At 66.0% G+C, this 22,732-nt stretch carries 23 protein-coding genes and 1 tRNA gene; 10 read left to right on the forward strand and 14 right to left on the reverse strand.

All coding sequences use genetic code 11. From position 1 onward, the window contains the following. Positions 1-53 precede the first annotated feature (53 nt). The 3 genes from BZF59_RS04000 to sucC form a co-directional block, all read right to left on the reverse strand. Complete coding sequence (locus BZF59_RS04000) at positions 54-983, reverse strand: electron transfer flavoprotein subunit alpha/FixB family protein (RefSeq protein WP_086606953.1); 930 nt, start codon at positions 981-983, stop codon at positions 54-56. 30 nt (positions 984-1,013) lie between these two features. Beyond that, positions 1,014-1,760, reverse strand: a complete 747-nt coding sequence (locus tag BZF59_RS04005) for an electron transfer flavoprotein subunit beta/FixA family protein (RefSeq protein ID WP_086606954.1) — start codon at positions 1,758-1,760, stop codon at positions 1,014-1,016. Between the two features lie 157 nt (positions 1,761-1,917). Next, the gene (gene sucC, locus BZF59_RS04010) at positions 1,918-3,117 is read right to left on the reverse strand and encodes an ADP-forming succinate--CoA ligase subunit beta (protein ID WP_086606955.1); all 1,200 of its coding nucleotides are present in this window, start codon (positions 3,115-3,117) and stop codon (positions 1,918-1,920) included. Positions 3,118-3,231: 114 nt separating this feature from the next. On the opposite strand from sucC, the gene BZF59_RS04015 reads away from it, so the two are divergent. Then, positions 3,232-4,008 carry a 3'(2'),5'-bisphosphate nucleotidase CysQ gene (locus tag BZF59_RS04015; RefSeq protein WP_086606956.1) on the forward strand — a complete coding sequence of 259 codons (777 nt, stop codon included), beginning with the start codon at positions 3,232-3,234 and terminating at the stop codon, positions 4,006-4,008. 54 nt (positions 4,009-4,062) lie between these two features. Here the strand turns inward: BZF59_RS04015 and BZF59_RS04020 are convergent, their stop codons facing one another. Beyond that, the gene (locus tag BZF59_RS04020) at positions 4,063-4,761 is read right to left on the reverse strand and encodes a YiaD family glycine zipper/OmpA-like lipoprotein (RefSeq protein WP_086606957.1); all 699 of its coding nucleotides are present in this window, start codon (positions 4,759-4,761) and stop codon (positions 4,063-4,065) included. Between the two features lie 192 nt (positions 4,762-4,953). Between BZF59_RS04020 and BZF59_RS04025 the strand changes: the two genes are divergently transcribed. Further along, entirely contained in the window at positions 4,954-6,264 is a 1,311-nt protein-coding gene (locus BZF59_RS04025) for a hemolysin family protein (RefSeq protein ID WP_086607080.1), read from the forward strand. A gap of 260 nt (positions 6,265-6,524) precedes the next feature. Here BZF59_RS04025 and BZF59_RS04030 read toward each other — a convergent pair whose 3' ends face one another. The 9 genes from BZF59_RS04030 to BZF59_RS16325 all read right to left on the reverse strand — a co-directional run bounded on the left by BZF59_RS04030 (position 6,525) and on the right by BZF59_RS16325 (position 14,568). Continuing rightward, positions 6,525-6,938 carry a DUF3035 domain-containing protein gene (locus BZF59_RS04030; protein ID WP_086606958.1) on the reverse strand — a complete coding sequence of 138 codons (414 nt, stop codon included), beginning with the start codon at positions 6,936-6,938 and terminating at the stop codon, positions 6,525-6,527. Continuing rightward, complete coding sequence (gene lspA, locus BZF59_RS04035; protein ID WP_086606959.1) at positions 6,931-7,470, reverse strand: signal peptidase II; 540 nt, start codon at positions 7,468-7,470, stop codon at positions 6,931-6,933. Before lspA ends, BZF59_RS04030 begins: the two co-directional genes overlap by 8 nt. Then, entirely contained in the window at positions 7,467-10,409 is a 2,943-nt protein-coding gene (gene ileS / locus BZF59_RS04040) for an isoleucine--tRNA ligase (protein WP_086606960.1), read from the reverse strand. The genes lspA and ileS overlap by 4 nt, the downstream gene beginning before the upstream one ends. 236 nt (positions 10,410-10,645) lie before the next feature. Beyond that, positions 10,646-11,572: a bifunctional riboflavin kinase/FAD synthetase gene (locus tag BZF59_RS04045; protein ID WP_086606961.1), complete on the reverse strand. Its 927-nt coding sequence runs from the start codon at positions 11,570-11,572 to the stop codon at positions 10,646-10,648. After that, positions 11,572-12,075, reverse strand: a complete 504-nt coding sequence (locus BZF59_RS04050) for a dihydrofolate reductase (protein WP_086606962.1) — start codon at positions 12,073-12,075, stop codon at positions 11,572-11,574. The genes BZF59_RS04045 and BZF59_RS04050 overlap by 1 nt, the downstream gene beginning before the upstream one ends. Continuing rightward, positions 12,072-13,139, reverse strand: coding sequence for a 5-(carboxyamino)imidazole ribonucleotide synthase (locus BZF59_RS04055; protein ID WP_086606963.1), 1,068 nt, complete (start codon positions 13,137-13,139; stop codon positions 12,072-12,074). Before BZF59_RS04055 ends, BZF59_RS04050 begins: the two co-directional genes overlap by 4 nt. After that, entirely contained in the window at positions 13,139-13,630 is a 492-nt protein-coding gene (gene purE / locus BZF59_RS04060) for a 5-(carboxyamino)imidazole ribonucleotide mutase (protein ID WP_086606964.1), read from the reverse strand. The genes BZF59_RS04055 and purE overlap by 1 nt, the downstream gene beginning before the upstream one ends. Further along, positions 13,630-14,316: a 2,3-diphosphoglycerate-dependent phosphoglycerate mutase gene (gpmA, locus tag BZF59_RS04065; RefSeq protein ID WP_086606965.1), complete on the reverse strand. Its 687-nt coding sequence runs from the start codon at positions 14,314-14,316 to the stop codon at positions 13,630-13,632. Before gpmA ends, purE begins: the two co-directional genes overlap by 1 nt. 54 nt (positions 14,317-14,370) lie before the next feature. Continuing rightward, the gene (locus BZF59_RS16325) at positions 14,371-14,568 is read right to left on the reverse strand and encodes a hypothetical protein (RefSeq protein ID WP_143738085.1); all 198 of its coding nucleotides are present in this window, start codon (positions 14,566-14,568) and stop codon (positions 14,371-14,373) included. Positions 14,569-14,620: 52 nt separating this feature from the next. Between BZF59_RS16325 and BZF59_RS04070 the strand changes: the two genes are divergently transcribed. From BZF59_RS04070 to BZF59_RS04100, 7 genes are all read left to right on the forward strand, one after another. Then, positions 14,621-14,695 (forward strand) — tRNA-Thr (locus BZF59_RS04070). Between the two features lie 441 nt (positions 14,696-15,136). Then, positions 15,137-17,896, forward strand: coding sequence for a TonB-dependent receptor plug domain-containing protein (locus BZF59_RS04075; protein WP_211277344.1), 2,760 nt, complete (start codon positions 15,137-15,139; stop codon positions 17,894-17,896). A gap of 132 nt (positions 17,897-18,028) precedes the next feature. Next, positions 18,029-18,793: an SDR family NAD(P)-dependent oxidoreductase gene (locus BZF59_RS04080; RefSeq protein WP_086606966.1), complete on the forward strand. Its 765-nt coding sequence runs from the start codon at positions 18,029-18,031 to the stop codon at positions 18,791-18,793. Positions 18,794-18,891: 98 nt separating this feature from the next. Next, positions 18,892-19,872 (forward strand): thiamine pyrophosphate-dependent dehydrogenase E1 component subunit alpha, encoded by a 981-nt coding sequence (locus BZF59_RS04085; RefSeq protein ID WP_086606967.1) that lies wholly within the window; start codon positions 18,892-18,894, stop codon positions 19,870-19,872. Continuing rightward, complete coding sequence (locus tag BZF59_RS04090; RefSeq protein WP_086606968.1) at positions 19,872-20,858, forward strand: alpha-ketoacid dehydrogenase subunit beta; 987 nt, start codon at positions 19,872-19,874, stop codon at positions 20,856-20,858. The genes BZF59_RS04085 and BZF59_RS04090 overlap by 1 nt, the downstream gene beginning before the upstream one ends. After that, positions 20,859-21,092, forward strand: coding sequence for a biotin/lipoyl-containing protein (locus BZF59_RS04095; protein WP_066532098.1), 234 nt, complete (start codon positions 20,859-20,861; stop codon positions 21,090-21,092). Further along, the gene (locus tag BZF59_RS04100; protein WP_086606969.1) at positions 21,089-21,475 is read left to right on the forward strand and encodes a nuclear transport factor 2 family protein; all 387 of its coding nucleotides are present in this window, start codon (positions 21,089-21,091) and stop codon (positions 21,473-21,475) included. The genes BZF59_RS04095 and BZF59_RS04100 overlap by 4 nt, the downstream gene beginning before the upstream one ends. A gap of 6 nt (positions 21,476-21,481) precedes the next feature. Here the strand turns inward: BZF59_RS04100 and BZF59_RS04105 are convergent, their stop codons facing one another. Continuing rightward, positions 21,482-22,231 (reverse strand): MauE/DoxX family redox-associated membrane protein, encoded by a 750-nt coding sequence (locus BZF59_RS04105; protein ID WP_086606970.1) that lies wholly within the window; start codon positions 22,229-22,231, stop codon positions 21,482-21,484. A gap of 76 nt (positions 22,232-22,307) precedes the next feature. Between BZF59_RS04105 and BZF59_RS04110 the strand changes: the two genes are divergently transcribed. Next, positions 22,308-22,730 carry a MerR family transcriptional regulator gene (locus BZF59_RS04110; protein WP_086606971.1) on the forward strand — a complete coding sequence of 141 codons (423 nt, stop codon included), beginning with the start codon at positions 22,308-22,310 and terminating at the stop codon, positions 22,728-22,730. Positions 22,731-22,732 lie beyond the last annotated feature (2 nt).

The raw sequence follows: 22,732 nt of genomic DNA on the forward strand, positions 1-22,732 counted from the left end.
CTCTTAGCCTGACAGGGGTTTCTCAAAATTTCAAGTCATTGAAGAATCGCGCCTTACAGCGCGTTCGTCAGCTCCGGCACCGCGGTGTAGAGATCGGCGACGAGGCCGATATCCGCCACCTGAAAGATCGGGGCGTCCTCGTCCTTGTTGATGGCGATGATGACCTTCGAATCCTTCATGCCCGCAAGGTGCTGGATCGCGCCCGAGATGCCGATGGCGAAGTAGACTTCCGGGGCGACGATCTTGCCGGTCTGGCCGACCTGATAGTCGTTGGGCACATAGCCCGCGTCGACCGCCGCGCGGCTCGCGCCGATGGCGGCGCCGAGCTTGTCGGCGAGCGGCGTGATGGTGCTCTCGAAGGTTTCCGCATCCTTCAGCGCGCGGCCGCCCGAAACGATGACCTTGGCGCTGGTCAGTTCGGGACGCTCGCTCTTGGCGATTTCCGAGCTCACGAAGCTGGAGGTGCCTGCATCACCGGGGCCGGTCACGGCTTCGATGGTGCCCGAACCGCCTTCGGTCGCGGCCTTTTCGAAGGCGGTGCCGCGGACGGTGATGACCAGCTTGTCATCGGTCGATTCGACCGTGGCGATGGCGTTGCCGGCGTAGATCGGGCGGGTGAAGGTCTTGGGGCCTTCGACCGACAGGATCTCGCTGACCTGCATCACGTCGAGATGCGCGGCGACACGCGGGGCGACGTTCTTGCCCTGCGTGGTGGCGGGCGCGAGGAAGGCGTCGTGATCGGCCATCAGCGCGGCGGCGAGCGGGGCGACGTTTTCGGCAAGGCCGTTGGCATAGGCTGCATCATCCGCGACGTGGACCTTGCCCACGCCTGCGATCTTGGCGGCGGCTTCAGCGACCGAACCGCAATTGTGGCCCGCGACCAGCAGATGCACTTCGCCCAGCTTGCCCGCAGCGGTGACCACCGCGAGCGTCGCGTCGGCCACCTTGGTGTTGTCATGTTCGACGAGAACCAGAGTCTTCATGGGAATAACCTCTCAAATACCGTGGCGGGCTCAGGCGATGCCGAGCGCCTTGACCTTCTCGACCAGCGCGGCGACGTCGGCGACCTTTTCGCCTGCCTGACGCACCGGCGGCTCGGCGACCTTGATGGTCTTGAGGCGCGGGGTCAGGTCGACGCCGTAATCGGCAGCGGTCTTGGTCGCGAGGGGCTTCTGCTTCGCCTTCATGATGTTGGGCAGCGAGGCATAGCGCGGCTCGTTCAGGCGCAGGTCGGTGGTGACGATCGCGGGGGTCGCAAGCTTGACGGTCTGTAGACCGCCATCGACTTCGCGCTTCACGGTGACGCTGTCGCCATCGACTTCGACGGTGTTGGCGAAGGTGCCCTGCGGACGGCCCATGAGCGCGGCGAGCATCTGGCCGGTCTGGTTCGAATCGTCGCTGATCGACTGCTTGCCGAGGATCACAAGGCCGGGCTGCTCCTCATCGGCAATCGCCTTGAGGATTTTGGCGACGGCAAGGGGTTCAACCTCTTCGTCGGTTTCGATCAGGATCGCACGGTCAGCACCCATGGCGAGCGCGGTGCGCAGCGTTTCCTGCGCCTTGGCCGGGCCGATGCTGACGGCGACGATCTCGGTCGCCGCGCCCTTTTCCTTGAGGCGAATGGCTTCCTCGACCGCGATCTCGTCGAACGGGTTCATGCTCATCTTGACGTTGGCAAGGTCAACGCCCGTGCCGTCGGCCTTGACCCGCGGCTTAACGTTGTAATCGATCACCCGCTTGACGGGGACGAGGATCTTCATGGGATTTGTCCTTCCTCTCAAAGAATCACGTGGGCCTGACAGCCCTTGGCCGCCCGCCTAGCTTGCGTTTACGTAAACGTCAAGTGAGGCAGGATGGCGGTAGGTCCGGGCGAGACAGCTACGCGGCCAGCCTCGCCCGGGATGTTCTGGGCGTGCCTCAGGCCGCCTTCTTCACTTCCGCGACGATCTTCTGCGCGGCATCGCCAAGGTTGTCGGCGCTGACGATGGCGAGGCCCGAATTCTCGAGGATCGCCTTGCCTTCCGCGACATTGGTGCCTTCCAGACGCACCACCAGCGGAACCTGCAGGTTCACGTCCTTCGCAGCTTGCACGATGCCGTTGGCGATCACGTCGCACTTCATGATCCCGCCGAAGATGTTGACGAGGATGCCCTCGACCGCCGGGTCCTTGAGGATGATCTTGAACGCCGCGGTCACCTTCTCGGTGGTGGCGCCGCCGCCCACGTCGAGGAAGTTGGCCGGGAAGGCACCGTTCAGCTTGATGATGTCCATCGTCGCCATCGCAAGGCCTGCGCCGTTGACCATGCAGCCGATGTTCCCATCGAGCTTGATGTAGGCGAGGTCATATTCGCTGGCTTCGACTTCCGCCGGGTCTTCCTCGGTCTCGTCGCGCAGGGCTTCGATATCCTTGTGGCGATAGAGGGCGTTGCCGTCGAAGCTCATCTTGGCGTCGAGCACCAGCAGCTTGCCGTCTTCGCTTTCGACCAGCGGGTTGATTTCGAGCATCTCGCAATCGGTGGCGAGGAAGGCGTCGTAGAGCTGCTTGGCGAGCTTCTGCGCCTGCTTGTTGAGATCGCCCTTGAGCTTGAGCGCGAAGGCCACCGCGCGGCCATGGTGCGGCTGGAAGCCCTGTGCGGGATCGACGCTGAAGGTGGTGATGAGTTCGGGCGTGTCATGCGCCACGGTCTCGATGTCCATCCCGCCCTCGGTCGAAACGACGAAGGCGACGCGGCCGGTGGCACGGTCGACCAGCAGCGAGAGGTAGTATTCCTTGGCAATGTCCACGCCGTCGGTGATGTAGAGGCGGTTGACCTGCTTGCCCGCATCCCCCGTCTGGATGGTGACCAGCGTGTTGCCGAGCATTTCCTTGGCGTGGGCTTCCACTTCCTCAAGGCTCTTGGCGAGGCGCACGCCGCCCTTGGCGTCGGGGCCCAGCTCTTTGAACTTGCCCTTGCCGCGGCCGCCCGCGTGGATCTGCGCCTTCACGACATAGAGCGGCCCGGGCAGCTTCTTGGCGGCTTCGACCGCTTCTTCGACGCTGAGCGCGGCATGGCCTGCGGGGACCGCGATCCCGTGCTGGGCGAGCAGTTCCTTGGCCTGATATTCATGAACGTTCATTGCGTATCGATCCCTTCAATGCGTATCCTGGGGAGAGGTTCGTCCACGCGGGGCCTAAGCACGGATCGCCCCTCTTGAAAAGTGCCTGCGGCACGGCCAACACGACAGGCTCTCATGATTGACAGGCACCACCTTCTGGCCATCGTCCGCGAGGCGGGCAGGATCGCCGTATCGCGCTGGCCGGGGGCGGGCCATGCCCTGCACAGCTGGGACAAGACCCCCGGCAACCCGGTGAGCGAGGCCGATCTGGAGGTCGACCGGTTCCTGCGGCGCGAGCTGGGTCGCTTGCTGCCGTCCGCCGCATGGCTATCGGAGGAGACCGCCGACGACAAGGCGCGCACGGCGAGCGGCCTCATCTGGCTGGTCGACCCGATCGACGGCACCCGCGATTTCGTGCGCGGTCGCCCCGGCTGGGCGGTCTCGGTCGCGCTGGTGAGCGCTGGGAGGCCGCTGATCGGGATGCTCGCCGCCCCGGCGCGGGCCGAGGAATGGGTCGCGGTCGCAGGGCAGGGGGCGACGCGCAACGGCGTGCCGCTCCGAGCGAGCCAGCGAACGGAATTCAGCGGCGCGCGCGTCCCCACTCACAGCCTGCCGCGCGACGACAGCGATCTGGTCGCGGTCGATCAGCCCAATTCGATTGCATTGCGGATCGCGATGGTCGCCGCCGACGAGGCTGATCTCGTCGCCACTTTGCGCTGGGGCTACGAATGGGACATTGCCGCCGCCACGCTGATCGCGCGCGAGGCCGGGGCCGAGGTGAGCGACGCCTTCGGCCAGCCGCTCGCCTACAACAAGCATGATCCGAGGGATTTCGGCGTGCTGGTGTGCTCGCCCGCGATCCACGCTGCAGCGGTCGCGCGACTGGCCGAGCGGGCTGCTGCGCTGCGCTGAAACGCAAAACGGGCCGCCCTTCCGGGCAGCCCGTCCTGTGTGACGATTAGAAAATCAATTCCCGCGCGCGGCGTTCACGTCATCCTGGCTGACCGGGATGATCTTGATTTCCACGCGGCGGTTGAGCGGTTCGTTGATGTTGTCGCCGGTCTTGACGCGCAGATAGTCATACTGCTCGCCGAAGCCTTGCGTGGCGATGCGCGAACGGGCGACGCCGCGCGCGGCCAGATAATCAGCCACGGCCTGCGCGCGCTGCTGCGAAAGCTGCTGGTTGAGCGCGTTCGAGCCGGTGGTGTCGGTGAAGCCGTAAACATCGATCAGGCTGTTGGGATAGCGGATCAGCGAATCGGCGACGCTGTCGAGCGTCGCGCGGAAGGCCGGATTGATCGCTGCCGAGCCGGTGGCGAAGGTCACGCCGTCGGGCAGGCGCACCAGGATCGCGTCCTGATCGCCGACTTCTTCGACATCGACGCCGCTGCCGGCGGTCTGTTCCTTCAGTTCCTTGATCTGGTCGTCATACTGCTTGCCCAGCACTGCGCCGGCCGAGCCGCCTATCCCTGCGCCGATGATGCGCCCGGTGTCGCCACCGATCGCGCCGCCGAGCAGATAGCCGAGCGTGCCGCCCAGACCCGTGCCGATCGCCGTGCGCGAGATCTTCTTCTCGCCGGTGTTCGGATCGGTAACACAGGCAGCGGTCGTGCCGAGCAGTGCGAGCGCCGCAGTGCCCGACATCAGAATGCGTGAAATAGTCATAGATATCTCCCTTCGTCCTCTCGCTCTCCATCTCACGAAGCCGGTGCGGCGACAAGATGATGACGCGACGTGTGGCGGCGATGGCGGGTCTCGCCTTCACCGTTCCTGAACGCAAAGCCGGGCTGTGGTCTTTATGTTCCATCCTCGCGGGACTGGATGGCAAGGCGGTGCGATTGTGCTAGCGGAATGGCCATGGCCCCCTTTCCTGTCGCCGATTTGCTGATCATTCTCGTGCTTGTCGTGATCAATGGCGTCTTCGCCATGTCCGAGCTTGCCATCGTCAGCGCCAAGACCAGCGCGCTGGAAGCCAAGGCCGAGGCGGGCTCTGTCAGCGCGCGCATTGCCATCCAGCTGGCGGCCGATCCGGGCAAGTTCCTGTCGACCGTGCAGATCGGCATCACCCTGATCGGGATCGTCGCCGGGGCCTATTCGGGCGCGTCGCTGGGCGGCCCGGTGGGGGAGCGGCTCGAATGGCTGGGCCTTCCGGGCGAATATGCCGACGAGACCGGCTTTGCGGTGGTGATCGCCATCACGACCTATCTCAGCCTCATCATCGGCGAGCTGGTGCCCAAGCAGCTGGCCCTGCGCGCGGCGGTGCCGGTGTCGCTGGTGATGGCGCGACCGATGGCCTTCATCGCCAAGGCCGCCGCGCCGCTGGTGTGGCTGCTCGATTCAAGCTCGGGGGCGATCATCCGCCTGTTCGGCATCCGCCGCGGGGGTGAAGACAGCGTCACCGCCGAAGAACTGCAGATGATCTTTGCCGAGGCGACCCGCTCGGGCGTGATCGAGGCCGAACAGCGCCAGATCCTCACCGGCGTGGTGCGGCTGGCCGAACGCCCGGTGCGCGAGATGATGACCCCGCGCACCGAAGTCGACTGGATCGAGGCCGATGCCGACCTTGCCGACATCCGCGAGACGATCGAGGACAGCTCGCACTCGCTGCTGCCGGTCGCCGAAGGCTCGCCCGATGCGATCCTCGGCGTGGTCAAGGTGCGCGATGTGCTCGCTGCGCTGGTTGCCGGGCAGGCGGTGTCGATCCGGGCGATGATGCGCAAGGTCGAAGTGGTGCCGGATCAGCTCGATGCGATGGACGCGCTGCGGGTGCTCCAGCAGGCCGAGGTGGCGATGGCGGTGGTGCACGACGAATACGGGCACTTCGAAGGGATCGTGACCCCGGTCGACCTGCTCACCGCGATCGTCGGCACCTTCGCCAGCGACAGCGACGGCGGCGACCTGCCCGCGGTGGTCGAGCGCGAGGACGGCTCGCTGCTGGTCTCGGGCTCGCTCTCAGCCGATGCGCTGGCCGACCGGCTGGGGCTGGATTACAGCGAGGACCGCGAGTTCGGCACGGCGGCGGGCTATGCCCTGTCGGTGCTCAAGAAGCTGCCGCACGAGGGCGAACATTTCCACGATCAGGGCTGGCGCTTCGAAGTGGTCGACATGGACGGCCGCCGGATCGACAAGCTGCTGGTGAGCCGGGTGCGCGAAGAAGGGGCTTCTTGATTGACCCTCAGACGCCGGGCGGCGGACATTCGTCCGCCTTGGCTTTCGCGGCATAAGCCGCGGCGGCCATGCAGGTGTGCTACGCACGTCTGCGCCTTCGGCTTCGACTCCGGCCTTGCGGTCGCTTTGCGACCGTATTTTGAAGCCCGATCGGTTTGCAATCGGTCGCGCAGCGACCGCAAGCGCGACTGCGCGCCCGCAGCGACGCGGCCTTCAGGCCGCATGAGCGAGGAAATCGCCCGCCGGATGGCGGGCGAAAATCAGGAAGGTATAACCGTCTGCGCGGCCTGACCGTCGCCTTCGGGCGCGGCGATGATGTCGCGGGTGACGCTGCCCTTGGCGACCGTGTTGGTGCCGGTGTCGCCCACCTGCGAGCGGATGCTCGGCGCAGCGGCTCCGGCGCGGTCGAGCATGCTCGTTTCCACCTTGCTGCGCGGCGCGGGGCCGCCGAACAGGGCTTCGAGCGCCTGTTCCGAGGCGGTGCCTTCGCTCGGACGCGGGGCGCCGGGGGCGGGCGGGGTCAGAGTGAAGTCGGGCGGCACCACCAGCGGGGCCTGGCGCTGCACCGCGAACTCGTCCGGGCGTTCGCGGTTGAACACCCCGCCGCCGCCGCCACAGGCTGCCAGCATCGCCGAAGCGGCGGCCAGCAGGATCACGGGTGCAAATCTACGCATTGTGAGTCTCTCCGCGGGGGCTTTCCCCCGTATCAGTGTCTTCCTTGTCGCGCACCAGCAGGCTGCGGGCAAGGATGATTACGACGCCCACGGTAATCGCGGCGTCGGCGAGGTTGAAGATCAGGAAGGGGCGGAAGGTGCCGATATGGAAATCGGCATAGTCGATGACATAGCCCAGCACATAGCGATCGCGGATGTTCCCCAGCGCCCCGCCGAGGATCAGCGCAAGGCCCGCGATGTCCGCCAGCCGCTTTTCGCGCATCATCCACACCAGCACCACGCCAGCGACCACGATGGTGCCCAGCACCAGCAGCCAGCGGGTCTCCATGTTGTGGGCTTGCAGCATCCCCAGCGAAACGCCGCGGTTTTCGGCATAAGTGAGGTCGAAGAAGGGTAGCAGGTCGATTGTGTCGCCCAGCCGCCGCAGCGCGAGCGGGCCGGTGACATACCACTTCACCAGCTGATCGAGCCCTGCGACCACCAGCGCGATGGCAAGACCGATCAGGCGATTGCGGGTGAACAGGCCGCTCATGAACCGACAACCGCATCGCAACGCCCACACAACGCGCCGTCCTCGGCGACGTCGGGCAGCAGCCGCCAGCAGCGGCCGCATTTGTGATAGTGGGACTTGGTGACGGTCACCCCGTCGCCTTGCCCGCGGGTGACTGTCGCGGTGATGAACAGTTCAGCCAGAGCCGCGTCGCTGACGCCTTCGGGCACCGCGGCGGCGGGGACGGTGACTTCGGCTTCGAGGCTGGAGCGGATCGTCTTGTCGCGCCGCAGCGGCTCGATCGCTTCGTTGACGGAATCGCGCAGGGCCCTGAGCGCGTCCCACTTGGCGCGTTCGACCACCACGCCCGGCACGCTCGGCCATTCGAGCAGGTGGACCGAGCCGCGCTGGCCCTCGTCATCCTCCTCGCCATCCTCGGGATAGCGCGAGAGCCACACTTCCTCGGCGGTGAACACCAGCACCGGCGCGGCGTAGCGCACCAGCGCGTGGAACAGCAGGTCGAGCACGGTGCGATAGGCGTTGCGGGTGACGCTGTCCGGCCCGTCGCAATAGAGCGCGTCCTTGCGGATATCGAAGAAGAAGGCCGACAGATCCTCGTTGCAGAAATCGACCAGCAGGCGCGTGTAAAGGTTGAAGTCGTAAGCCTCCGCCGCCGTCCGCAATTTGCCGTCCAGTTCGGACAGCAGCGCGAGGATATAGACTTCCAGCTCCGGCAGCGCGCCGCCATCGCTCATGTCGCCCACGAACCCGTCGAGCGCGCCGAGCAGGTAGCGGAAGGTGTTGCGCAGCTTGCGATACTGGTCGCCAACACCTTTGAGGATTTCATCGCCGATGCGGTGATCCTCGGTGAAGTCGACGCTGAGCGCCCACAGCCGGATGATGTCCGCGCCGTAGGTCTCCATCACCTTCAAGGGATCGACCGTGTTGCCGAGGCTCTTCGACATCTTCTTGCCCTTGGCATCCATGGTGAAGCCGTGGGTGAGAACCTGATCGTAAGGCGCGCGGCCGCGGGTGACGCAGCTTTCCAGCAGCGAGGACTGGAACCAGCCACGATGCTGGTCGGAGCCTTCTAGGTAGAGGTTGGCGGGCCATTGCAGGTCCGGCCAGCGCCCGCTCTCAAGGGTGAAGGCATGGGTGCAGCCGCTGTCGAACCACACGTCGAGAATGTCGGTGACCATCTCGAAATCGTCGGGGTTGTGGTCCGGGCCGAGGAAGGCCGCCTTGTTGGCGCTGTTCCACGCGTCCATGCCGTCCGCGTTCACCGCCGCAACGATCCGGGCGTTGACGGCGGGGTCTTGCAGGTAGGAGCCATCCGGCCGCACGAACAGCGTGATCGGCACGCCCCATGCGCGCTGGCGCGAAAGCACCCAGTCGGGCCGCCCTTCGACCATCGCGCCGATGCGGTTGCGGCCCTTTTCGGGGATGAATTTTACCCGCGCGATTTCGGCGCTCGCAATCTCTCTCAACGTCATGCCAGCGGAAGCTGGCACCTCGGGCGTATGGTCACTGCCGCCCGAGGCCCCAGCTTTCGCTGGGGTGACGGAAGTGGGCTTGTCCATCGGCACGAACCACTGCGGGGTGCAGCGGAAGATCACCTTGGCCTTGGAGCGCCACGAATGCGGGTAGGAGTGGGCGTAGTCCGCGCTCGCGGCAAGCAGCGCGCCTGCTTCGCGCAGGTCCGAGCAGATCGGGCCATCGGGCGCGTTGAACTTGGGGTTGATGACGCTCATGCGCCGCTCGTCCGCGCCGCCGAGCCAGCCCCAGTCGTCGCGATAGCGCCCGTCGTTCATCACCGCGAAGACGGGGTTGATCCCGTTCGCCTTGCACAGCTCGAAGTCGTCCTCGCCGTGGTCGGGCGCCATGTGGACGAGGCCGGTGCCGCTGTCGGTGGTGACGAAGTCGCCGGGCAGCAGCGGGCGAGGTGCCGCGTAGAACCCGCCGAGATGGTGCATCGGGTGGCGGGCGAGGGTGCCGGCGAGGTCGGAGCCTTTGCCTTCCCATATGCGCTCGAAAATTTGATGCGGTTCGCCGCTATCCGTGAGGAAACCGATCCGGTCGCCGAATTGGATCATCAAATTCTTGGCGACGAGGAAAGATCGTCCCGTGGAACTTGGTCCATTCTCAGGCAGGATCGTCTCGCGAACGAGCACATACTCAACCTCCGGCCCATAGGCTAAAGCCTGGTTCACCGGGATCGTCCAGGGGGTCGTCGTCCAGATCACCGCGTGGGCGCCGACCAGTTCGGGGATCGGGCTCTCGACAATCTCGAAGGCCACGTCGATCTGGGTCGAGGTGATGTCCTCGTATTCGACCTCCGCCTCGGCCAGCGCGGTCTGTTCGACCGGGGACCACATCACCGGCTTCGATCCGCGGTAGAGGTTCCCCGCCTCGGCCAGCTTCAGCAGCTCGGCGACGATCACCGCCTCGCTCTCCTTCTGCATGGTGAGGTAGGGGTGGTCCCAATCGCCCATGATGCCGAGGCGCTTCAGCTGCCCGCGCTGCACGTCGACCCAGCGCTGCGCATAGGCGCGGCACTCGTCGCGGAAGGCCTTGACCGCCGCCTCGTCACGCCCTGCGCCGGTGAGTACGGGCTTGGTCTTCTTCTCTTTGCGGTACTGCTCCTCGACCTTCCATTCGATGGGGAGGCCGTGGCAGTCCCAGCCGGGCACGTAAGGCGCATCGCGGCCCAGCAGGTTCTGGGTGCGGCAGACCATGTCCTTGAGGATGTGGTTCAGCGCATGGCCCACGTGGATGTCGCCATTGGCATAGGGCGGGCCATCGTGGAGGATGAATTTCTCGCGCCCCCGGCGGGCTTTCCGCAGCGCCTCATACAGCCCGATCTGCTCCCAGCGCGCGGCAATGCCCGGCTCCTTCTGGGGGAGGCCGGCCTTCATGGGGAAATCGGTCTTCGGCAGGAAGACGGTGTCCCGGTAATCGCGCGCTGCGGTATCGTCAGTCATGGTGCGCGGGGCCTTAGCGGGCGGGCGGGCTTTGCGCAATTTGTCTTAAGGGAAGAGAGTTCACGCAGAGACGCGGAGAAGAAAGGGGAGACGCGGAGGGGTTTTACCTGCCGAAGGCATTTTCCAAAATTGCGGCAGCGCGGCTTGTCGCCATGTCACAGGTGGATTGCGGTTTTGCCGCAGGCGCTACATCTCTGCGTCTCCACTTCTTCTCTGCGGTCTCTGCGTGAATCCATTCAACCGAGCAACCGCCGCGCTTCGGCGCAGTCCTTGTCCATCTGTTCGATCAGCGCGTCGAGGCTGTTGAACTTCGCCTCGCCGCGCAGGAAGTGGTGGAAGGCCACCTCGATCTCCTGACCGTAAAGGTCGCCGGAGAAGTCGAAGAAGTAGGGCTCCAGCAATTCCTTGGGCGGTTCGAACTGCGGGCGGATGCCGATATTGGCCGCGCCTTGCAGCACCTGCCCGGTGGCAAGGATACGCCCGGTCACGGCGTAGATGCCATATTTGGGGCGCAGGTAGGTCTCGACCCCGAGGTTCGCGGTGGGATAGCCGATCGTCCGCCCGCGCTTGTCGCCGTGTTCGACGATGCCGCGAATGGCAAAGGGCCGGGTGAGCAGGCGCGCGGCCTCCTGCGGGTCGCCGTCCCTGAGTGCCTGGCGGATGCGGCTGGAGGAGACCACCTCGCCGCCCTCCGCCACAGGTTCCACCACCCGCGATTGCAGGCCCAATTCGCCGCCGAGGGTGCGTAGCAGATCGACATTGCCCTTCGCGCCCTTGCCGAAAGTGAAATCGCCCCCCGTGACCACCCCATGCGCGCCGAAACGCTCGATCAGGATGGTGCGGATGAAGTCCTCCGCGCTCGTGCCCGCCAGCTCGCCATCGAAGTGGAACACCAGCATCGCGGTCGCGCCCGCGGCCAGATACAATTCCTGCCGCTGTTCGAGCGTCGTCAGCCGGAAGGGCGGCACATCGGGCCGGAAGAAGCGCACCGGGTGGGGATCGAAGGTGGCGATGATCGAGGGGCGGCCCTCGGCCTGCGCCCAGCGGATCGCCTCGCCTGCCACGGCCTGATGCCCGCGGTGGAACCCGTCGAAATTGCCGAGCGCGATCACCGCGCCGCGCAGCGCTTGCGGAACGGGGTCGCGGTGGTCGAGCCAGCGCATCAGATTGCGCCCTCTCGACGGTAGGTGAGGAACGAGAACGCCGGGTAATCGCCAACCGCCGGGTGATCCTCGCGCAAGGTCAGCTCCCAGCCCTTGCCCGGTTCCGCCATGAAGGTGTCGCCTTCGTACTCGGCGTGAATCTGCGTGAGTTCGATCCGATGGGCCAGCGGCATGAACACGTCGTAGATCGCCGCCCCGCCGATCACCGCGACCTCGCCGCTGTCGTTCCCCTCCGCCGCGAGCGCGAGCGCTTCCTTGACCGATCCGGCCATTGCCACGCCCTCGGCCACGAAATTGTCCCGGCGCGAGAGGACGATATGGCGGCGACCGGGGAGCAGGCCGGGCAGGCTCTCGAAGGTCTTGCGGCCCATCACCATGGGTTTGCCCATGGTCAGCGCCTTGAAGCGCTTCAGGTCGGCGGGCAGACGCCAGGGCAGGTCGCCCTCGTTGCCGATCGCGCCATTGGCGGCGCGGGCGTAGATCAGCACGATTTCGGGGGTCATCGAACAGCATGCCCCACGCGGGTGACGTGGCCCATCTTGCGCCCCTCGCGCGCTTCGGCCTTGCCGTAGAGGTGGAGGTGCGGCTCGCCCGGTTCGGCCAGAATGGCGTGAGCCTTGAGCGCATCTTCTCCGACGATGTTGCGCATCTCGATCGCCTCGAAGCGGGTCTTGGTGCCCCCCAGCGGCAGGCCCGCGATGGCGCGAATGTGGTTTTCGAACTGGCTGGTGGCCGCGCCTTCGATGGTCCAGTGGCCCGAGTTGTGAACCCGCGGGGCCATTTCGTTGAACACCGGGCCGTCTCGCGTCGCGAAGAACTCCAGCGTCAGCACGCCGACATAGCCCAGCCCCTCGGCAACCTTGGCGGCCAGCTGCCGCGCCTCGCCCACCTGTGCCTCGACCAGCGCGCCGGCTGGCAGCACCGAGCGGGAAAGCATCCCGCCTTCGTGCATGTTGGCGGTTGAGTCCCAGAACTTCACCGCTCCGTCACGCCCGCGCACGAGGATCACCGAGAACTCGGTCTCGTAGGTGACGAAGCCTTCGTAGATGCAGGTAACGCCGGGATAGGCCACCGCGCCCGCCTCGATCGCGGAGCGCACCCGCCACTGGCCCTTGCCGTCATAGCCGTCGCGCGCGGTCTTGAGGATGCCGGGGGTGCCGATGGCGGCAATCGCGGCGGCGAGATCCGCGGCGCTCTCGACCTTGGCATAGGGCGCAGGGGTGCCGCCGAGGTCTGCCGCGAAGGCCTTTTCGTTGAGCCGGTCCTGCGCCACTTCCAGCGCGCGCGGGGGGCAGGGGAGAAGCGCCTCGGGGATCGCCGCGACGGTGCTGACGGGCACGTTCTCGAACTCCCACGTCACCACGTCGCAGGCAGCCGCAAAAGCTTCGAGCGCGGCGGCATCGTCCCAATCGGCGGTGATGAAATCGCTGCACGCCTCGGCCGCGACATTGTCGCCCGCGGGCGCATAGCCGACCACGCGGTAGCCCAGTTGCAGCGCGGCGACGGCCATCATCCGGCCCAGCTGCCCGCCGCCCAGAATGCCGATGGTGGAGCCCGGTGGCAGCATCAGCCTTCAGGCACCTCGGCCACGGCTGCGCTTTTGGCCGCGCGCCAGTCCTGCAGCCGTTCGGACAGCGCCTCGTCCGAGAGCGCCAAGATCGAGGCCGCCAGCAGCCCGGCGTTCTTCGCCCCCGCTTCACCGATCGCCAGCGTGCCGACCGGGACGCCGCCCGGCATTTGCACGATCGAGAGCAGGCTATCCATGCCGGAGAGCGCCTTCGATTGCACCGGCACGCCCAGCACCGGCAGATGCGTCATGCTGGCGATCATGCCCGGCAGATGCGCCGCGCCGCCTGCGCCTGCTATGATGACGCTGAACCCCTCACCCTCGGCCCCCTTGGCGAAGGCCATCATCCGGTCGGGCGTGCGATGGGCCGATGTGATGCGCGCCTCGTAGGGCACCTCCAGCTCGTCGAGCACCTCGGCGGCGGCCTTCATGGTCGGCCAGTCCGACTGGCTCCCCATCACGATCGCGACTTTGCCCCCGGTCACGTCCATCATGCGTCCTTCAGATAATAGCGCTCACCCGTGACCGCGGCGCCATCGAAGTCATAGATGATCGGTTGGCCGGTGGGGATTTCCAGATCGGTGATATCGTCGTCGGAAATGTTCGACAGGTGCTTCACCAGCGCGCGCAGCGAATTGCCGTGGGCCGAGATGATCACCGTCTCGCCGCGCGCCAGCACGGGGAGGATGTCGCTTTCCCAATAGGGCAGCACGCGTTCAATGGTCAGCTTGAGGCTTTCGGTGCTGGGAATGGCAATCCCGGCATAGCGCGGGTCGGCGGCGAGATCGAATTCGCTCCCCGCTGCCATTTCCGGCGGCGGCACGTCGAAGCTGCGGCGCCAGATCAGCACCTGCTCGTCGCCGTGCTTCTCGCGGGTCTCCTGCTTGTCGAGCCCGGTCAGGCCGCCATAGTGCCGTTCGTTGAGGCGCCAGTCCTTGATCACCGGGATCCACAGCCGCCCGGCCTCTTCCAGCGCGAGATTGAGCGTCTTGATCGCGCGGGTCTGTAGCGAGGTGAAGCCGACCGTCGGCAGCACGCCCTTGGCCTGCATCAGCGCGCCGGCGGCCTTGGCCTCGGCCACGCCCTGCTCGGTCAGATCGACATCCCACCAGCCGGTGAAGCGGTTTTCGAGGTTCCACTGGCTCTGGCCGTGGCGGACGAGGATGAGCTTCGACATTGTGACTCCGGTTGCATGGGCCGTGCGCCCCTCAATCGCTGAGTGGTGGCGGCGTTAGCTTTCGGAAGGGCGATTGGAAAGGGGCTGCGGATGATCCGAATCGCCCCCGGTGCCTGCCACCGCGCGGCTTTGGGCCTTCCTGCGCCGCAGGTTCTCGCGCAGTTTCGCTGCGAGCCGTTCTTTGCGCGACATATTCTTGCGGGGCTCTTCACTCATGCGAAACGCATTGGCCTTATGGCCGCGCTTCTTCAAGTCCGCTTGACATAGCGACCCGGCGCGACAATAGGGCGCGCCTGTTTCCGGCGCTGCTGTAGCTCAGTGGTAGAGCGCACCCTTGGTAAGGGTGAGGTCGGGAGTTCAATCCTCCCCAGCAGCACCAGCACCCTCGCTGCGCTGACGCGCCGGAAGCCTTCCACCATATCCGCAATTCCGGGCCGAGCCGCCCCGTGCGTGCGCGATCGCGTGCAGCGCGCCCAATCCACGTGCCTGATCCATGTGTGGCAATTTGACGACACGGCGACGAATTGTTGCCTGCGCCGTTGCTTTCCTGACATCCGACGTTGACGCATCACCCTTGGCGGGTAACTTTGTTACTTGCCAGCAAAGCGCAAGAGGGTCGCGCTAGGCTGATTGCCAAGATCGAGGCCATGCGGCTGCGGCACCCAGCCCACCGAAATGGCCCGAGGATTTCGCAGGAGAGAATTCGCAGCGCGCGCTGCCCGTTGCGGCATCGTGTTCGTGCGCAGTTTTGCGCCCGTTGGGCGGCCCGTAGGGGCCGTGCGGCCGGGCCCGTGCCATTATGACCGATCAGGGGAAGACAATGCAAAAGAATGACCAGGTTCTCCACTCCGGCTCGCCGATCGCGCTTGCGGTCGCCTTGCTCGCAGCCGGCCTCTCCAGCGCGCCCGCCATGGCTGCCGACGCCGCCGCTGACAGCGATGCGCCGGCCGACATCGTCCTGACCGGGGCCGCCGCGGCCGCACTGGTGCAGGACGACGCCATGGCCGAGGACGAGCCCGATACCGTCATGATCGTCACCGGCACCCGCCGCACCAACCGCACCGTGTCGGAAAGCCCGGTGCCGATCGATGTGATCACCGGCGAACAGCTCAGCCAGTCTGGCCTCACCGAAACCGCGCGCCTGCTGCGCGATCTGGTGCCCTCGCTGAACTTCCCGCAGCCCTCGATCACCGACGGCACCGATGCGATCCGCCCGGCGACCTTGCGCGGCCTCGGCCCCGACCAGACGCTGGTGCTGGTCAATGGCAAGCGCCGCCATGCCGCCGCGCTGCTCAACATCAACGGCTCGGTCGGGCGCGGCAGCACTGCGGTCGATATCAACCAGATCCCCGGCTCCTCGATCGGGCGGGTCGAAGTGCTGCGCGATGGCGCGGCGGCGCAATATGGCTCGGACGCAATCGCCGGGGTGATCAACTTCCAGCTGAACGATTCGCGCGAAGGCGGACGCTTCTTCGTCAATTACGGCGGGTTCAACACACGCATTGCCGGGGTGCCCGAAGTCTCTGGCGTGAACGGCACCGCCGGGCAGGTGCCGACGCTGACCGCGGATGGCGTGCTGCAGCTCAACACCACCGGGCGCGATATCAAGGCCACCGATGGCGAGGTGCTGACCGTGTCGGGCAATATCGGCCTGCCGCTCGGGCCGGAGGGCTTCCTCAACATCACCGCCGAATATCGCGACCGCAATGACACCAACCGCACCGGGTTCGATCCGCGGCGCAACTATGCGCAGAGCGGCCCGCTCGACCCGCGCGAGCTGACGCTCGACCGGCGCTATCACCGCTACGGCGATCCCAAGACCGAGGATCTCAACATCGTCGTCAACATGGGCATCCCGCTCGACGACAGCGTCGAATTCTACGCCTTCGGCACCTATGGCGAGCGCAAGGCCGAATCCGCCGGCTTCTATCGCCGCGCTGCCGATAGCCGCAACGTGGTGGCGATCTATCCCGACGGCTTCCTGCCGCTGATCAACACCGACACCACTGATTTCGCTATCGTCGGCGGGCTTGAGGGCGATTTCGACGGCTGGCTGTGGGACCTGTCGATGTCCTATGGCGAGAACACCACCGATTTCCGCATCACCAACACGCTCAACGCCTCGCTTGGCGCGGCCAGCCAGACCGAGTTCGACGCGGGCTCGCTCGCCTACAGCCAGCTGATGGCGAACCTCGGGGTGAGCCGCGAGCTGGAGATCTCGGGCATCGAGCAGATGACGCTGTCCTTCGGCGCGGAATGGCGGCGTGAGGAATTCCAGCTCGGCGCGGGCGAGGTCAATTCCTACATCGCCGGGCCGGTGCTGGTGGGCACCAACAACCCCTTCATCACCGGCGCGGGGGCGACCGCCTTTGCCGCGCCGGGCAGTCAGGTGTTCCCGGGCTTCCAGCCGGTGATCGGCGGGGTCGATGTCACCAACCCCAACAGCCGCGAGAACGTGTCGCTCTATGCCGAGCTCGACACAGACATCACCGACCGGCTCAACATCCAGATCGCCGGCCGTTTCGAAGACTATACCGACTTCGGCTCGACCCTCAACGGCAAGGCCGCCGCGCGGTTCGAGCTGATCGACGGCTTCGCCCTGCGCGGCGCGGTGTCGACCGGCTTCCGCGCGCCGTCGCTCCAGCAGCAGTTCTTTGCCGCGGCGGCGACCAACAATATCGGCGGGGTGCTGGTCGATGCGGTGACGCTGCCGGTGAGCAACCCGGTCGCCATCGCGCTGGGGGCGACCCCGCTGGAGGCCGAGAAGTCGTTCTCGTGGTCGGCAGGCGCGGTGTTCGACAAGGTCGACGGGTTCAACCTCACCTTCGATTACTACCAGATCGACATCGATGATCGCATCGTGCTGACCGACAACCTGACGGCCACCCGCAATGCCGCAGGCGCGCCGAGCGGGAGCAACCCGGGTCTGGGGATCGCGCAGATCCTCAACAATGCGGGCTTCACCAGCATCTCGGCGGCGCGGTTCTTCTTCAACGGGATCGACACCCGCACGCGCGGCTTCGACGTGATCGGCACCTATCGCACCAGCATCGGCGACTCGGCGACCCTGTCGCTGACGGCGGGCTACAACTGGAACGATATCGACATCACCGGCCGCCGCACCACGCCGGGCAGCCTCGCACAGGTGCCGGGGATCGACCTGTTCGGGCGGCTCGAATCCGAGCGGATCGAGCGCGGCCAGCCCAAGGACCGCATCAATCTGGGCGCCGATCTCGAATGGAACTGGCTGAGCGCCACGGTGCGCGCCAACCGCTTCGGCGAGGTGTTCTCGGCCGGGGCGAGCCCGATCAACGATCTGCTGCTCGAACCGCGCTGGATCACCGACCTCGAAATCCGCCTGCGGCCCGAAGGCTTTGCCGAAGGGATCGAGCTGGCGGTGGGCGCGAACAACCTGTTCGACCAATATCCCACCACCAACCCGACCGGGCGCGGCACCGATCCGGTGACGGGCAACCCGGGCAACCTGTCGGTCAACAACTACTTCCTGCCGTTCTCGTCCTTCTCGCCTTTCGGCTTCAACGGACGGTTCCTCTATGGACGGCTGAGCTTCTCGTTCTAAGGACAGCATAGGGCGCGGCGCGCGGCGGCTTTAAACGTCGCGCGCCGCCCCCACCCCCAAAAGTGCCAATCCGCCCCGTCCCGCCACTCGGCTATCCCCTCTCATCACAAGCACATGCCGGGGAGAGGCGCTATGGATCTGGGATTGAAGGGCAAGAAGGTCATCATGAACGGCGGGGCGCATGGCCTCGGGCTGCAATCTCTCAAGCTGTTCGCGGCCGAGGGCGCTGACATCGCCTTTTTCTCCCGCAAGGAAGACAAGATCGAAGCCGCCAAGGCCGCAATCGACGCCGCCGGGCCGGGCAAGGTCTTCGCCGAAGTCTTCGACATGGCCACCGGCACCGACGCCTATCAGGCGTGGCTGGAGAAGGCCGCCCAGGAACTCGGCGGGTGCGATATCTTCGTCCACACCGCTTCTGCCTCGGGCACAGGCGGGGCGGGCGACTGGCAGGCCTGCCTCGACATGGACCTGAAGGGCGCGGCCTTCGCGGTCGAGACGCTGACGCCTCACCTTGAGGCTTCGGACACCGGGTCGATCGTGATGCTGTCGAGCACCGCCGCGCTCGAGACCTTCATCGCCCCCAACCCCTTCAACGCGATCAAGGCCGCGCTGATCACCTATGCCTCGCAGCTGTCGCAGGCGCTCGCGCCCAAGGGCATCCGCGTGAACACCGTCAGCCCCGGCGCGGTCTATTACAAGGGCGGCAATTGGGAGGTGATCGAGGAGCACATGAAGCCGCTGTTCGACGCGACCCTCGCCAAGATGCCGATGGGCCGCTTCGGCGAGCCGGTGGAGGTCGCCAAGGCGATCGTCTTCGTGGCGAGCCCCGCGGTGCCTTACATGACCGGCGCGAACATCGTGGTGGACGGCGGCTTCACCCAGCGCGTGCAGTTTTAAGAGCAAACCTCCGTTCGCCTCGAGCGTAGTCGAGAGGCTTGGCGCGAGGTGTCTCGACTTCGCTCGACACGAACGGAACCTTGAGAGGTAAGAATCAAATGTCCCAGATCGCCAAAGAAATTGGGCGCGACACACTGCTCGACATCTATACCCGCACGATGAAGGTGAACCGCACCGACGAGAAGTTCCGCGAGCTGCTGATGGGCGGCAAGGTCGCGGTGATGTATTACTGCGTGCGCGGGCAGGAGCTGGTCTCGGCGGCGGCGATGGCGGCGCTTGAGAAGGACGATTACGTCGTCTGCACCTATCGCGGGCAGGGCGAGCAGACCGCCAAGGGCATCCCGATGGAGAAGTGGTGGGGCGAATGCCTCGGCAAGGCGACCGGCACCTGCAAGGGCAAGGGCGGCACCATGCACATCACCGATCCCGAAACGGGGATCATGGTGACGACCGGGGTGGTCGGTTCGGGCCTCCCCATCGCCAACGGCCTCGCGATGGCGAGCCAGAACAACGGCGACGGGCGCGTGACGCTGGTGAGCTTCGGTGACGGGGCGGCCAATATCGGCGGCTTCCACGAGGCGATGAACATGGCCCAGCTCTACAAGTTGCCGGTCGTCTTCCTGTGCCAGAACAACCGCTACGGCGAGCACACGGCTTACGCCGACCACACCGACAGCCCCAATATCGCCACCCGCGCGGCGGGTTATGGGATGCCGGGGGTGACGGTCGACGGCAACGACGTCCACCAGATCTACCCTGCGGTGAAGGAAGCGGTCGACCGCGCGCGGCGGGGCGAGGGGCCGACGCTGGTCGAGGCGATGTGCTACCGCATGATGGGCCACTTCTTCGGCAGCGACTTCAGCTACATGCCGCCCGAACACATCGCCGAGATGAAGGCGGAAGACCCGCTGCCGAAACTGCGCAAGGTGATGCTGGAACACCAGTTCACCGAGGAAGAACTGGACGCCATCGTCGCCGACATCGACGGGCAGATCAACGCGGCGGTCGAGCACGCGCTCGCCGCACCGCTGCCGGATGTGGGCGAAATCTACAAAGACGTGCTCGAGGAGACCGTCTGATGGCCCAGATCACCATGACCCAGGCGCTCAACCTCGCAATCGACGAGGCGATGGCTGACGATCCGGGCGTGTTCTGCCTGGGCGAGGATGTTAGCGCCAAGCAGGGCGGCGGGGTGTTCAAGGTCACGCAAGGCCTGACCGAAAAATACGGCGAGCACCGTATCCGCGCGACGCCGATTTCGGAGACCGCCATCATCGGCGCGGCGGTGGGTGCGGCGCTCGCCGGGCAGCGCCCGATTGCCGAAATCATGCTGATGAACTTCGTCGGCGTGTGCATGGACCAGATCGTCAACCACGCCGCCAAGCTCCGCTTCATGAGCGGCGGGCAGACCCCCTGCCCGATCGTGATCCGCACCACCACTGGCGTTGGCGTCGGCTTCGGCGGACAGCACTCGGATATGCTGGAGGCGTGGTTCGCGCACGTCGCGGGCATTCATGTCGTAACCCCCTCCAACCCCGCCGACGCGCGCGGGCTGATGCGGGCGAGCATCGACGCCAATGACCCGGTGATCTTCATTGAGAACATCCTGTGCTACGGCCTCAAGGCGGAAGACCCCGGCCCGGGCTACCGCGTGCCGCTCGGCAAGGCGGCGATCGCGCGGGAGGGGAGCGACATCTCGATCATCACCTATGGCCGCACGGTCATGGACGCGCTGGCGGTGGCCGATGACCTCGCCAAGGAAGGCATCAGCGTCGAGGTCATCGACTTGCGCACCATCGCTCCCTACGATGAGGCAACCGTGCTGGCGTCGGTGCGTAAGACCGGCCGCGCGCTGACGCTGCATGAAGCCGTGCGCCCCTTCGGCACCGGGGCAGAGATTGCCGCGAACATTCAGGAAAAGTGCTGGGACAGCCTCAAGGGGCCGGTGCGGCGGATCGGCGGGACATTCTCCGCGGTGCCCTTCGCCTCACACCTCGAGCAGGCGTGGATCCCGCAAAAGTCGGACATCGTCGCCCAGATCAAGGCATCGGTAGGTAAGCACTAAATGGCATCGGAAATCCGCATCCCCAAGCTCGGCATGAGCGCGGTCGAGATGACTCTCGTCGAATGGATGTTCGGCGACGGCGAGCGCGTCGAGAAGGGCGACATCATCTACACCGTCGAAACCGACAAGAGCACCACCGAGATCGAGGCGCAGGCCAGCGGGATCATCCGCCCGACGGGTGAGGAAGGGGCGGTCTACAAGGTGGGCGACCTGATCGGCACCATCGAAGAGTGAGCACGCCGCGCGAACTCTTGGCGAAGGTCTATGCCTCCGCCGGCACCGGCGACTGGGATGCGGTCGAGGCACTGATCCACCCCGATTTCGTGCTCTACGAGGCGAACTCGCTCCCCTTCGCGGGCGAATGGCGGGGCAAGGACGCGCTCCGGCGCTGCGCTGCCGCCATGTATGGCACCTGGAGCGAGGCCCACGTCGACATCCACGACATCACCGGCGGCGACACCCACGCCGTGGTCGTGCTCACCCTCACCATGCACCCCAAGGATAGCTCTGCCCCCTTCAGCCAGACCGTGTGCGAGGCGGGAACCTTCGAGGACGGCCTCCTGCGCACCCTGCGCATCCACTACTTCGACGCCGCCGAAATCGCCGCGCGGGCCTGAGTGCTCTCACATCCCCGGCTTCGCGATCATCCACACCGCCATCGCGATCATCATCAGGTTCTCGGTCAGCGAGACGAAGCCGAGCGGCACGTTGCTGTCGCCGCCGACACAGGCACATTTGAGCTCGCGCCGGTCGATATAGACCGCCTTGAACACGCTCACCGCGCCGATCGTGCCGATGAACAGCGCCACCGGCACCGACAGCCAATCGAGGACATGGGCGGTCATCAGCAGCCCCGCCAACCCTTCCGCATAAGGATAGATCACGCCGTAGGGCACCCAGCGCTTCGCCAGCAGGTCGTAGTTCAGGAACATCGTCGCAAAGCTCTCGACATCGCGCAGCTTGAGGTACGCGAGGCCGACCATCGAGAAGCTCACGAACCATTCGGCGGCGAGGATTGAGACCGGCTCGCCCGTGGCGACGAAACCCGCGCCGAGCGCCATCAGCGCCATCAGCGCGAACAGCACGATCACCGGGCGATAGGTGGTCGCCTTGGGGACGGCGACCTTGAGGCCGAAGTGGCGTCGCAGATCGTCATAGCCGCCGATGCGCCCCCCATCGATGAAGGTCTGCGGGGTGGTCGCGACCCCATGCTCGGCCTTGAACCGGTCGGTTTCCTCGCGGGTGGTCAGGAGATGATCCTCCACCGTATAGCCGCGCGAACGCAGCAGGTGCCGCGCCTTGAGGCCATAGGGGCAGGTGTGGCCGGGCATCACCATGCGGTAAAGAACGGCGGTTTTTGCGGGCGAGGACATGGCGAGGTTTCCGTTGAATGCTTCAGGATTGCCCGTATATAAGTCCCGTAGTGTGGTACGGTTTCAAGAGGCAGTGATGAAAATCGGCGATCTCGCCCGTGCGGGGAGTGTTTCGGTAGAGACGGTGCGCTTTTACCAGCGGCGCGGTCTTTTGGCCGAGCCGCCGCGCGGGGAGGGCGCGCGGCGTTATGCCGACAGCGATCTGGAGCGGTTGCGCTCGATCCGCGCGGCGCAGACGGCGGGCTTCACCCTCGAAGAAATCGCGACGCTGCTCGATCTCGACCAGCATGATCGTGCCGCCGCCCGCGCGCTTGCCGAAGCGCGGATCGCCGCGATCGACGAGAAGATCGCAACGCTGCACACGATGCGCAGCGCGCTCGAGACGCTGGTGACGGACTGCGCGCACGGCGGTGACGGGCCCTGTCCGATCCTTGCCGCCTTCAGCATGCCGCCCAAGCCCGAATCCGCCAGAAACCAAACCCGCGCGCGCCGCGTATAGCA

This window comes from Erythrobacter donghaensis (genome assembly GCF_002155425.1).
GTDB classification, from domain to species: domain Bacteria; phylum Pseudomonadota; class Alphaproteobacteria; order Sphingomonadales; family Sphingomonadaceae; genus Erythrobacter; species Erythrobacter donghaensis.